Annotated in this window: 12 protein-coding genes; 7 read left to right on the plus strand and 5 right to left on the minus strand. The window is 32.9% G+C overall.

Features of this window, described 5'->3' with window-relative positions; genetic code table 11:
• Window positions 1–5: 5 nt before the first annotated feature.
• From FUA22_RS17505 to FUA22_RS17525, 5 genes are all read right to left on the minus strand, one after another.
• Window positions 6–815 (minus strand): TPM domain-containing protein, encoded by an 810-nt coding sequence (locus FUA22_RS17505; RefSeq protein WP_147769898.1) that lies wholly within the window; start codon window positions 813–815, stop codon window positions 6–8.
• Complete coding sequence (locus FUA22_RS17510) at window positions 815–1,252, minus strand: TPM domain-containing protein (protein ID WP_147769899.1); 438 nt, start codon at window positions 1,250–1,252, stop codon at window positions 815–817. The genes FUA22_RS17505 and FUA22_RS17510 overlap by 1 nt, the downstream gene beginning before the upstream one ends.
• Window positions 1,252–1,839 carry a LemA family protein gene (locus FUA22_RS17515; protein WP_147769900.1) on the minus strand — a complete coding sequence of 196 codons (588 nt, stop codon included), beginning with the start codon at window positions 1,837–1,839 and terminating at the stop codon, window positions 1,252–1,254. The genes FUA22_RS17510 and FUA22_RS17515 overlap by 1 nt, the downstream gene beginning before the upstream one ends.
• Before the next feature lie 88 nt (window positions 1,840–1,927).
• A complete protein-coding gene (locus FUA22_RS17520; RefSeq protein WP_147769901.1) occupies window positions 1,928–2,257 on the minus strand; it encodes a MerR family transcriptional regulator in 330 nt (109 codons plus the stop codon).
• Window positions 2,257–3,228 (minus strand): M23 family metallopeptidase, encoded by a 972-nt coding sequence (locus tag FUA22_RS17525; protein ID WP_147769902.1) that lies wholly within the window; start codon window positions 3,226–3,228, stop codon window positions 2,257–2,259. The genes FUA22_RS17520 and FUA22_RS17525 overlap by 1 nt, the downstream gene beginning before the upstream one ends.
• Before the next feature lie 130 nt (window positions 3,229–3,358).
• Between FUA22_RS17525 and alaS the strand changes: the two genes are divergently transcribed.
• The 7 genes from alaS (at window position 3,359) to FUA22_RS17560 (ending at window position 13,000) form a co-directional block, all read left to right on the plus strand.
• Window positions 3,359–6,001 carry an alanine--tRNA ligase gene (gene alaS / locus FUA22_RS17530; protein ID WP_147769903.1) on the plus strand — a complete coding sequence of 881 codons (2,643 nt, stop codon included), beginning with the start codon at window positions 3,359–3,361 and terminating at the stop codon, window positions 5,999–6,001.
• 164 nt (window positions 6,002–6,165) lie between these two features.
• Window positions 6,166–7,125: a GSCFA domain-containing protein gene (locus FUA22_RS17535; protein ID WP_147769904.1), complete on the plus strand. Its 960-nt coding sequence runs from the start codon at window positions 6,166–6,168 to the stop codon at window positions 7,123–7,125.
• Between the two features lie 64 nt (window positions 7,126–7,189).
• Complete coding sequence (locus FUA22_RS17540) at window positions 7,190–7,900, plus strand: DUF6498-containing protein (protein ID WP_147769905.1); 711 nt, start codon at window positions 7,190–7,192, stop codon at window positions 7,898–7,900.
• Window positions 7,901–8,026: 126 nt separating this feature from the next.
• Window positions 8,027–9,877, plus strand: a complete 1,851-nt coding sequence (locus FUA22_RS17545; protein ID WP_147769906.1) for a PQQ-binding-like beta-propeller repeat protein — start codon at window positions 8,027–8,029, stop codon at window positions 9,875–9,877.
• A gap of 238 nt (window positions 9,878–10,115) precedes the next feature.
• The gene (locus FUA22_RS17550) at window positions 10,116–10,400 is read left to right on the plus strand and encodes a hypothetical protein (RefSeq protein WP_147769907.1); all 285 of its coding nucleotides are present in this window, start codon (window positions 10,116–10,118) and stop codon (window positions 10,398–10,400) included.
• 6 nt (window positions 10,401–10,406) lie between these two features.
• The gene (locus tag FUA22_RS17555) at window positions 10,407–12,353 is read left to right on the plus strand and encodes a tetratricopeptide repeat-containing sensor histidine kinase (RefSeq protein WP_147769908.1); all 1,947 of its coding nucleotides are present in this window, start codon (window positions 10,407–10,409) and stop codon (window positions 12,351–12,353) included.
• Window positions 12,350–13,000, plus strand: coding sequence for a response regulator (locus tag FUA22_RS17560; RefSeq protein WP_147769909.1), 651 nt, complete (start codon window positions 12,350–12,352; stop codon window positions 12,998–13,000). Before FUA22_RS17555 ends, FUA22_RS17560 begins: the two co-directional genes overlap by 4 nt.
• Window positions 13,001–13,076 lie beyond the last annotated feature (76 nt).

Below are 13,076 nucleotides of genomic sequence, written 5' to 3' on the forward strand. Positions count from 1 at the left end.
TGAACTTACCAACCTCCAGAAGCACCACCGCCTCCAAAGCTGCCACCTCCAAAGCCGCCACCGAAACCTCCGCCGCCACCTGAAGACCAGCCTCCGCCAGAACTTCCCCAGCCGCTACTGCCTCTGCTAGAGGAGCGTCCCATGTTGCTTAAAATTATTGCGTCTAAGATGCTGGTTCCATCTGTCCTGCGCCCTCTATTTCCACCTTTTCCGCCTCTTTTGTTTTTAGAAATAGAAATAAGAATGATAACAAAAATAAAAAGGAAGATTAAAAAGAAACCTATAGGAAAATCATTATTTGATTGTCGTGTTCCTTGGTATTCACCGCTTAAGACTTCAAAAATAGCATCAGCTCCTTTGTTTAACCCGCCATAATAATCATTTCGTTTAAAGAATGGGATAATGTCTCGTTCAATAATTCGTTTAGACATGGCATCAGTTAAGAGATGCTCAACACCATAGCCAGTGTTAATCGCAATTCTTCTGTCGTCTCTAGCCAACAAAATTAAAATGCCATTATCCTCTTCGGCTTGCCCAATACCCCATTTTTCTCCCCATTGCGCTCCTAAAAAGTTGATGTTTTCACCATTAGTTGAACTAATAATGGCAACAACAATTTGGGTTGAGGTTGTATCGGAATACTTAACCAATTTTCGTTCTAAACTACTTTTTTGAGAGGATTCTAATAAGTTGATATAATCATAAACACTAGTTTGAAACTCTGGTTTATCAGGAATGTCAAATTGAGCAAAAATGGTATGATTTACTCCAAAACTTAGTAAAACAAAAAGAAGTGTGAGTTTAATTTTTTGCATTAGCCTTTTGAAATTTCGTCTGAGAGTTCGTTTGTGTCAGAGTCAGTATATGGAAAATATTTTTTTAATTGTTCACCAGACATTAAAACGCCGTCAACCAATCCTTGTTTAAAGTTTCCAGATTTAAAATGAGATTGAATAACATCCTTAGTGCTATCCCAAAAATCATCAGCAACCACATCATTTATGCCTTTGTCTCCGTAGATTACAAAAGATTTATCTTCTACAGCAACATAAATCAGCACACCATTTTGTTCTTTGGTGTTCTCCATTTTGAGGGTGTAAAAAATCTCTAAGGCTCTTTCGGTAGCATCACCTTCTGAGGTTTTTTCTATATGAACTCGAATTTCACCAGAGGTATTTAATTCTGCTTGTCGAATGGCTTCAACAATGTCTTGTTCTTCTTCGGGTGAAAGAAATGCTTCTATTTTAGACATTAAAACTCTACGTTAGGTGCTTTTTCGCTTCCTGGATCACTTTTATATCTTGGCATTTCTTCAAAGCCAAATAAACCTGCTAATAATTTCCCTGGAAATTTGGTTGTGTGAATATCATAAATATTCACTTTTTCATTGTATTTATTGCGTTCTACATTGATTCTGTTTTCAGTGCCTTCCAATTGTGATTGCAGTTCTAAAAAGCTTTTGTCGGCTTTCAAATCAGGGTAGCGTTCAACAGTTAATAAAAGCCTAGATAAAGCTCCACTTAACCCTTGTTGTGCTTGTTGAAACTGCGCCATAGTTTCAGGGGTTAGGTTATTGGCATCAATTGTAGTTTTTGTAGCTTCAGATCGTGCTTTGATTACGCCCTCTAAAGTTTCTTTTTCATGAGCTGCATAACCTTTAACGGTGGCAACTAAATTAGGTATTAAGTCGGCACGTCTTTGATAAGCACTTTCCACATTAGACCAGGCTGTTTTAGCATTAGCTTCATGTTCTACAGCTGTGTTATTAAATCCTTTTCCCCAAGAGTATAAACCAAATACTAAAATTCCGATAATAATCCATGGTAAAAATTTCTTCATGATATAATTGTTTAATATTATTAATTAACGATTTTCTATGTGACACCAAAATTTGTAAAAAGTTACACCTCAGCGAGTGTCTTTTTAATTAAAGATGCTCTTTTATTTTAATTAATTGATCTTTAATATCTTCAAGCTTACTAACAATCTCAAAATTATTAAGAGCTTCTTTTTTATCTTCTTTAAGATGAATTTTAGCACCTTCCAGAGTAAACCCGCGCTCTTTAACTAAATGATAAATAAATTTAAGATTTTTTATATCCTCTTGTGTAAACTTGCGGTTGCCTTTTGCGTTTTTTTTAGGCTTTAATACATCAAATTCTTTTTCCCAAAACCGAATTAAAGATGTGTTAACCCCAAAAGCCTTAGCTACTTCACCAATGCCATAATATCTTTTTTCAGGTAAATCTATATGCATTAGTCAAGAGATTGGTTTTCTAAAGAGGCGTGTTCTAAAAGTTTAGCAAACTCTTCAGCCGTTAAACTGCCGTAATAGAAATTAATAGGGTTAATTCGTTTTTTATCTTTGAAAATCTCGTAGTGTAAATGAGGTGCTTGTGAGCGTCCGGTACTGCCCACAAAACCAATTAAATCACCACGTTTTACTTTTTGATTCTTTCTTACATTGTATTTATACAAATGTGCATAAAGGCTAACATATCCAAAACCATGATCTATTCTAATATGTTTACCATAACCTGTAGCTCTAGAATCTGCTCTAACCACTTTACCATCACCCGATGCATAAACAGGTGTGCCTCTTGGAGCAGTGAAATCCATTCCCCAATGCATTTTTCTTGCCTTAGTAAATGGGTCTGAGCGCATGCCATAACCCGAAGCCATTCTTGTTAAGTCTTCATTACTCACTGGTTGAATAGCAGGAATAGCAGCTAATAGTTTTTCTTTTTCTTCAGCTAATACTGCAATTTCATCAAGCGATTTAGATTGAACCACAATTTGTTTCTGAAGTATATCTAGTCGTTTGTTACTCTCAGCAATAAGCTTAGAATTATCATAGCCCTCAAAGTCTTTATATCTATTGATCCCTCCAAAACCAGCTCTTCTTTGTGCCTCAGGAATGGGATTAGCTTCAAAATAGACTCTATAAATATTATTGTCTCTATCTGCTATGTTAGCTAAAACGGCTTCAGCTTCAGACATTTTTTTATTTAGCAAGTCGTATTGTAATTCTAAGTTTTGTAGCTCACGTATTAAGGCTTTTTCCTTTGGAGACTCTATGTATTGGCTAGCTATAAAAACAAAACCAAAACCAAATAAAGCCGCTGCTAAAAGAAACACCAAGGCAAACTTGAAAGTACGCCGTTTTTTCCGTTCAATTTTACGGTAAGAAAGTGATTCTGGATCGTAATAATATTTTACCTTACTCATTACGTTATTTATACTATTTTTGCATGAAATAAATTCAAGTTAAAAACTTGGGTTTTTTATGCTAAACGACCAAAGATAAAAATTGTTTTACAATTTCTATAATTTAACGAAAGAGGATATCTATATATAAATGAAGTCACAAGAGATTCGATCTAAGTTTTTAAGTTTTTTTGAAGATAAAAAGCATAGTATAGTTCCTTCTGCACCTATGGTGTTGAAAGATGACCCCACCTTAATGTTTGTAAATTCTGGTATGGCACCATTTAAGGAATTTTTCTTGGGAAATGCAGAGCCAAAAAACAATAGAATAGCCGATACTCAAAAGTGTTTGCGTGTATCAGGTAAGCATAACGATTTGGAAGAAGTTGGGTATGATACATATCATCACACCTTATTTGAGATGTTGGGGAACTGGAGTTTTGGTGATTACTTTAAGGAAGAAGCTATTGCTTGGGCTTGGGAATTACTCACAGGGGTTTTCGGAATAGACAAAGATATTCTCTATGTAACAGTTTTTGAAGGAAGTGATGATGATGGTTTGCCAATGGATACCGAAGCTTTTGATTTTTGGAAAAAGCATATTTCTGAAGACCGAATTTTAAAAGGTAATAAAAAGGATAATTTCTGGGAAATGGGAGATCAAGGACCTTGCGGACCTTGCAGTGAAATTCATGTTGATATTCGTTCTGCCGAAGAAAAGGCTAAAATTGATGGCAAGGAATTAGTGAATATGGATCATCCTCAAGTGGTTGAAATATGGAATTTGGTATTCATGCAGTACAACCGAAAAGCCAATGGTTCTTTAGAGCCACTTCCTAATAAACACATTGATACAGGAATGGGCTTTGAGCGCTTATGTATGGTTTTGCAAGGTGTTCAAAGTAATTATGATACTGATGTTTTTACGCCTATAATTAGAGAAATTGAAACCATTACCAATAAAGATTATGGTAAAGATGAAAAAGCAGATATTGCTATTCGCGTGATTTCAGATCACGTACGTGCGGTTGCATTTTCTATTGCCGATGGACAATTACCAAGTAATACAGGAGCAGGTTATGTAATTAGAAGGATATTGCGTCGTGCAGTACGCTACGGTTTTACATTTCTAGATAAAAAAGAACCTTTTATTTACAGATTAGTTGATGTGTTGAGTGAGAAAATGGGGAAGGCTTTCCCAGAATTAAAATCTCAAAAGCAACTCATTCAGAATGTTATAAAGGAAGAAGAGACCTCTTTTTTAAGAACAATTGCTGCAGGGTTACTTATTCTAGAAAGTTTAATGCAAGAAGTGAAGAATTATCAGGAGATGAGTGATAGTAATATAAAGCCTATATTATCAGGTAAGAACGCATTTGAATTGTATGACACTTATGGGTTTCCGCTTGATTTAACAGAGTTAATTGCAAAAGAAAAAGGTTTTGAAGTTGATGTAGCTGGTTTTAATAGTGAAATGAACCAGCAAAAAGCTCGTTCTCGTGCAGCTAGCGAAATGTCTACGGATGATTGGACCATTTTAGATGAAGATTCAGATCAAGAATTTATTGGTTATGATGCGCTTGAAGCAAATGTAAAAATAACAAGATACAGAAAGGTGACTTCTAAAAAAGAAGGTGATATGTATCAGCTTGTTTTCAATTTAACACCGTTTTATGCCGAAGGAGGAGGTCAAGTAGGTGACAAAGGATATTTAGAAGATACTCACGGTGATTTGGTTTATATTCTAGATACCAAAAAGGAAAATAATGTTATCATTCATTTTGCTAAAAATTTACCAAAACATTTAAACGAAACCTTCAAGGCAGTTGTTGATTCTAAACAACGGTACAGAACAGAGTGCAACCATACAGCAACGCATTTGTTACACCAAGCTTTAAGAGAGGTTTTAGGTACTCATGTTGAGCAAAAGGGTAGTGCGGTACATTCTAAATATTTACGTTTCGATTTCTCCCATTTTTCTAAAATGACTGTTGAGGAATTAAGAGACGTAGAAAATTTTGTAAATGCCAGAATTGATGGAAAGTTGACTTTAGAGGAAAAGAGGAATATTCCAATGGCACAAGCCATTTCTGAAGGTGCTATGGCATTATTTGGCGAGAAATATGGAGATACAGTAAGAGCGGTTCGATTTGGGCAATCTATTGAACTTTGTGGTGGTACACATGTTAAAAACACATCTGAAATTTGGCATTTTAAAATTGTTTCAGAAGGTGCAGTGGCAGCAGGTATTCGTCGTATAGAAGCTATAACAAATGATGCTGTTAAGGACTTCTATCATGAAAATAACAGAGCTTATTTTGAAATGAAAGATTTGCTTAATAATGCTAAAGAACCAGTAAAAGCACTTCAAAGTTTACAAGAGGAAAATACTAGTTTAAAAAAGCAAATTGAAGTACTTTTAAAAGACAAAGCTAAAAACATTAAGGGCGATTTAAAAAGTGAATTGACTGATGTTAACGGTGTTCAGTTTTTAGCTAAAAAAGTAGATTTAGATGCTGCTGGTATTAAAGATGTTGCATTTGAATTAGGAAGTCAGTTTGACAATTTATTCCTATTACTTGGAGCAGAACAAAACGGAAAAGCGTTATTGTCTTGTTATATTTCCAAAGAGCTAGTTACCAATAAAGAATTAAATGCTGGACAAGTAGTTCGTGAACTTGGAAAATATATTCAAGGTGGTGGTGGTGGTCAGCCATTCTTTGCAACTGCGGGAGGTAAAAATCCGAACGGTATTGAAGAGGCTCTTAAGGCTGCAAAGGAGTTTGTGAATTAGGATTATTTAATTCCTAGAATTTTATTAAACGTTTTTATTTCACATTTGTAAAACCTTAAAAGTTTATTTTTTAAACTGGTAGTCTTTTTTAATTTTTTCATTGTTCTGAGATTTACTATGTTAGACTTATAGTAACTGAAAATGTTACATTAAGATTTTTTTTAATGAACCTTCAAACCAAAATACCATTATCTAAACAATCTAATAATCTTATAGATTACAAGTCTGATATTCTATTATTGGGCTCCTGTTTTGTTGAAAATATAGGTGAGAAGTTGGCTTATTTTAAATTTAAGAATGAAATAAACCCTTTTGGAATTTTGTTTCATCCAAAAGCTATCGAGACTTTGGTTGAAAATGCTTTACAAGGAAAAGTGTATACTGAGGATGACGTCTTTTTCAATAATGAGCAATGGCATTGTTTTGATGCCCATTCAAAATTAAGTAGTTCGTCAAAAGACAATTTGCTAAACGGTTTAAACGACCAAATCAAATTAACAGCTAAACGGCTTGCCAATTCCACCCATATCATTATTACTTTAGGGACCGCTTGGTTGTATCGTACCAAGGGAACTGGTGAAACTGTTGCTAATTGTCACAAAGTTACCCAGAAAGAATTTTTAAAAGAATTATTGCATACTGAAGATATTGTAAGTTCATTACAAAATACTGTTGATGTTATTAGAAGAGTAAATCCTGAGGTTTCGGTAATTTTTACGGTGTCACCGGTTAGACATTTGAAAGATGGGTTTATTGAAAATACTCAAAGTAAGGCGCATTTAATTTCGGCTATTCATCAGCTACTGGCAGCCCAATCAGGTGTGGAATGCCTTCATTATTTTCCATCTTATGAAATCATGATGGATGAGCTTCGAGATTATCGTTTTTATAATGAAGACATGATTCACCCTAATTCAACAGCGGTTAATTATATTTGGGAAAAGTTCAAACAGATTTGGATTGATTCCGAAGCTCAAAAAACCATGTTAGAAGTCGATTCAATTCAAAAAGGGCTTATGCATAAAGCTTTTAATCCAAGCTCTGAATCACACAGGAAATTTCTTTTAAATTTGGAAAAAAAACAAAGGTTACTTCAATCTCAATTTCCGCACTTTAATTTTTAAAATACGACATTTTACGTATGTTTATATTCTAAGTAAATTTTTAGTTTGCTGATTTAAACTCTATATGTATTCAATTATATTTAAACCCAATCGTTATAATTCCTTTGCATGGACTAACATTGTAGCACTATTACTCTTACTGTATTTTGGTAAAGTAGAGCCTTATACCGTTATTTTTGGGTATTTTTTAGAGACTATTATAATTGGTGTTTTTAATGTGATAAAAATGTATATATCATCAAAACATCACAAATCTGAAAAATCAGTTGCTTTCTTAATTCCGTTTTTTATTTTTCATTATGGGTTCTTTATTGCGGTGCAATCTATTTTTGTGTTTGTAATTATGGAGTTTGGAGATGTGATTTCGGTTAAGGAACCTTTTGATTTAATAACAAACTATGGGCTTGTTTTTAAACTTAAGGGAATGGAATATATTATTGGTTTATTGCTAGTAACCCAATTAGCTAAATATGTTTTTGATTACATACAACCTCAAAAATATCTTCGCTTTACTCCTGAGGAAATTATGTTTAAGCCCTATGTAAGAATCCTAATCCAACAATTTGCAGTGATTCTTGCCATGTTTTTCATTATGTTTTCAAATGCTGATGTTATGGCGGCAATTTTACTCATTCTTATAAGAGCTATAGTAGATTTCTTTTTAGTTGGAATTAGAGATAATGAAGCGCTCTTAAACAGAATTGTAGATAAAATGTATGATGGAAAAACGTCTAAGGAGGAATTGAAAAAACAGCTGATTCTCTTTTCGGAATAGATTTATCTTATCAAATAATTAGCGTATTTAAGACATTTTACCTCAAAATACGCAATTCATCGTATTGATTTCAGTCTCTTATTGTTGCAATTTTGAGAAGCTATTAATTGTAAACAAAATTCAACAATGAGAAATTTAAAACAAATGGTGATGCTAGTAATGGTTATGTTATTGGCGCACGCAGGATGGACTCAGAAAACCACTGCAGATTATCAATATGCTTTTGATGGTCAGGTAAAATGGATGATTCTTCATGAGTCTGGAACTTTACTAGCTTCTACAGGAGAAGCCTTAGCGGGAATTCGTCCAAATAGTACTGAGGTCTCTTTTAAAATGGAGCGTTTAAAACGTGTAAAAGAAGAACATTTAGAATTTGTTCCAAATACCCCCTACGTAATCATCAAACCTCGTGGTATGTTTATGCATACTGTTGTGATTGATGTTGTTAAAGGGAAAATAGTATTTGATTCTAAAGCCGAAGATTGGCAAAATGGTGTTACCAGCAGATACTTTTTATATCCTGAAATGATGTTTGTAGTTAACGGTGCCCATAAAGAAGGTACAGGTAAGTATACGTCAGGTGTTGGAATGTACGACTTAAAAACTGGTAAAATGGTTAAAATATATGAGCGTAAACCAACTAACCCAATGACCGGAGAGCCTGATATTTTAGGTGGTAATATTATTATTCCCGGATTGAAAAATGTAGAGTGTTATGATATAAATTCTGGAGCAATAAAGTGGACTGCTGAAATAAAAAACGCTACCAATATTGTTACTAATGAAGCTTCAAAGGAAGTGTATGCCTTCCGTTCAAAAGATGATAATACTGTGGTTTACAAGGTGAATTCTGATAGTGGTTCTGTTCTATGGCCAGAAGGGAATAAAATTAAAGGAGTGATTTCTAGAATTGAATTCACAGAGCATGGTTTAGCTATTGTAACCAATATATTAAGTGGTGGAAGCAAATTGGCGAGTAAATTAAAAGGCTCTGGAACATCAAAAGTGTATTTGTTAGACTTGAATTCAGGAGCTGACTTATGGGATAAGTCACCTAAGACAAAAGGTATTATTAATCATTTCTATGTAGAAGATGATGGTATTATTTTCGGATTATCAGATGGAGGTATAAATAAAATAGCTTTTGATGGAAAACCACGTTGGAAAAAACCACTTAAAACAGGACCTGGTATTCAAATTATGGCAACAGTACCAAAAGGCTTGTTATACATTTCTGAAACAGATACAGATATAATTGATATGTCAACAGGTGAATCTGTATTTGGTAAAGCTATAAAATATAAGCGTTCTGCTGCGGTTGCCTCAACCTACGATTCTACTAGAGATCGTTTCCTAATCACTTGTAAAGATGGTTTGTATGAAGTAGATGGTAATAATGGTGAATATAATTTAATTGCCAATGACATTAGTTTTGAAGGGAAAGAAGATCCAACAGGAATAGAAGTTAGAAAAGGTGGTATTCTGTTAACTTCGGATCAGAACTTAGAAATGTTAGATTTTGGTGGAGGAGCCAATTGGGATGTTTACCATAGAGCGCCAGGGAAAAGTGCGTTTGGAGCTATTTTAATGGGAGCCTTAACAGCAGCTTCAATGACAATGGGTGCTGCACATTCGGCAAGAGCTGGTTATATGAAAGGTGCTGGTGTGCCGGCTTATCATTCGGCTGTTCAAAGAGAGGAAGATGCGGCTGACGCCTATGCTGCTATTGCAGATGCTTCTTTTCAAGAAATGATGAAACGTTTCAAAGCAACTAAAGCAACGGCAAATTCTTCATTTATTTTAACCAAAGTGGATGGAGGTGTAGCATTAGTAAAAGTTGATAAAGATTCTGGTTCAACCATGAGTGAAGTTGTAATAGAAGATAAAAATCCTATGTATGAGGTTGATGACATTGCAGGCTTCCTTTATTTTAAAGACAAAGGCAACAATATAAGCGCTTACGATTTAAATAAGTAAATCTTGTTGTTGAGATTTGTTCGATTGGGCGTGGTAAATTATTTTATTGCGCTTAATCTTTTTTTAATGACACTTTATCGAAAAATTATAATACAAATATAATTTAGTTGTAAATTACTAATGCTATTAATCAGTTCATATAGAAAACACCAGTTGGCAAATTAACTTTAAGTTTTTGCAATTGGTGTTTTTTTATGCGTAATAAAATACTTCGCTTAATCATTAAATAAAAATGAACATGGATTTTGATTTGGTTTTTGACGTACTCATTTGCGTAGGTGTTTTAATCTTACTAATCGGTATAGTAATTACTCAAAAAAACACTACTATTTTAAGAACAAAAGCTAATTCAAATAGAAATTATTTATATAGCAAGTTACAAAAAGCTAAACAAGAAAACCAGTTACTAACTCAAAAATATGTTTTAGCAGAAAACCTTAGCCCGGTGTTATTCACTCGCTTTTTTGATATTATTAAACAAATTCTTTCACTTCAAAAGTTTATATTTGAGGAAAGCCAATAATATTTTATGAAAAGAAAGTTACTCTCGCTTACTTTTTTATTGCTGACTTCGTTTTGCTTATCTCAAGATAATTCAAAAATAATTGATAGTCTTAAAAGGGTAATTCAAAGTAAACCGTCAGATTCCATTAAAATAAAAGCTTATAGTGATTTGTGCTGGTATTACAGGACGATTTCTATAGATTCAGCTTTTAGATATGGAAATTTAACCTTAAAACTTTCAAAAGAAACCGATAATAAATCTGGTGAAGCACAAGCTTATAATGATATTGGCATTCTTCATTATGATTTAGCAGATTATGATGAAGCCTTAAAACAATACAGAACCTCATTAAAACTAAGGAATGTACTGAATGATACCATGGGTATTGCAGCGCTTTATAATAAAATTGGGCTCATTCATCAGAATACATTTAAGTTAGATTCTGCTATTTTTTATGCCACAAAGGCTTTAAAGATTTATGAAGGCAAGAATCACACGCGTTATGTTGCATATATAAAAACCAACATAGCTAATATTTATAGAGGATTAAAACAATATCAAAAAGCACTTGACACACATCTTGAAATTGCTGAGGTTAACAAAAGCATTAAGGATAATTTAGGTCTTACAAGAACTTATAACAATATTGCAAATGCCTATTTATTTTTAAAAGATACGATACAAAGTGAAGCGTATTATTTAAAGAGTATTGATTTAGCTGTAAAGCATAATTACAAAAAGGAATTGGCTGGTCTTTATAATAATTATGGTGGTATTTTACATGACATGCAAAAATACACTAAGGCCATTGAATATAATGCCAAAGCCTTAAAATTAAGGAATGAATTAAACGATAATTACGGTATAACCAGTACATCATTACACCTTGCAGGATTGTATATAGATTTAAAGGATTATGCTAAGGCAAAAAACTATCTATACGATGGCCTAAATCTATCCGAAAAATTCAATATTAATGAATTAAAAATGGATGCTTATGATAAGATGGCGTCCTTTTATGCTTTTAAAAGAATTCCTGATAGTGTTATGTACTATAAAGAACTTTATAAATCTTTAAACGATACTATTTATAATAGTAGAATAACTAAAGAAATAGCTGAAATTCAGGAGAAATATGACACTGTCGAAAGAGAAAAAGAAATTCAAACTCAGCGTGCAGAAATTGCTGAGAAAGAACTTAAATTAAACCGAAAAAATACACAAATTATTGGTTTAGTTGTTCTTGCGGTATTGTTATTTGTTTTAGGCTATTTGCTCTATAATCAGCAAAAATTAAAGAACAGGCAGCTTGAAAAAGAAAATGAACTTAAGCATGCCCTAGCAGAAATTGAAACTCACAATAAACTTCAAGACCAGCGTTTAAGAATTTCAAGAGATTTACATGATAATATTGGTGCCCAATTAACTTTTATTATTTCTTCCATAGAAAATTTGCAATACGGGTTTAAAATTACCAATGATAAACTTAAAGATAAATTAACTGGTATTGGTGCATTTACAAAAGATACCATTTACGAATTGCGAGATACTATATGGGCAATGAATAAAAATGAAATTACCCTTGAAGATTTACAAGGACGCATTTCAAATTTTATTGACAAAGCTAATTTATCTTCAAGTGATTTAAACTTCAATATTAAAATTGATGAAGGGCTTTTAACTGAGTTGGTATATACATCTGTTCAAGGCATGAATATTTACAGAATTATTCAAGAGGCTGTTAATAATGCCATTAAATATGGAGAGGCTTCTTGTATTTATGTTCTGATTGAAAATAAAAATAATAAAATAGTTTTTTCAATTAAAGATGATGGTAAGGGGTTTGATATAAACGACATTGAAGAGGGTAATGGGCTTAACAATATGAAAAAACGAGCCTCGGATATTGATGCTGACATAGTTTTTAACAGTGAAAAGGGAAAAGGAACCTCCATTATATTAAGTATATGACTATAAAAGTAGCTATAGCCGATGATAATAGTTTTTTAATAAAAGCTGTAAACGAAAAACTATCTTTTTTTGATAATATAAAAGTAAGTTTTACAGCTGTAAACGGTTCTGATTTATTGAATAAATTAGTAGGGAATCATAACGTGGACTTGATTTTGATGGATATTGAAATGCCTATTAAAAATGGTATTGAAACTACCGAAATGGTAAAACAAAAATATCCGCACATTAAAATAATCATGCTTACTGTTTTTGATGATGACGAAAACATCTTTAATGCAATTAAGGCTGGTGCAGATGGATATTTATTAAAAGAAGTAAACCCAAAAGTTTTATATGAAGGCATTGAGGATACTTTAGCCGGTGGTGCAGCAATGAATCCTTCCATTGCAATGAAAACCCTTAAATTGTTGAGAAATCCGGTTGAATTTGTAAGCAATAATGAAAAGGAAGAGATAGCTTTAACAAACAGAGAAGCGGAAGTGTTAGAGCAACTCAGTAAAGGTTTAAGTTATAATGCTATTGCAGATAATTTAATATTATCTACAGGAACAATTAGGAAACATATTGAGAATATATACAGAAAACTTCAAGTGCATAATAAATTGGAGGCTGTACAAAAAGCTAAAAAAAACAATTTGATTTAAACATTGTTTAACCTTTTGATAAACTAGCTTTCAAATATCAGACGTATATTTGTGGTGTTAGTTTATATTTAATAAA

This window comes from Seonamhaeicola maritimus (assembly GCF_008056315.1).
GTDB lineage: Bacteria > Bacteroidota > Bacteroidia > Flavobacteriales > Flavobacteriaceae > Seonamhaeicola > Seonamhaeicola maritimus.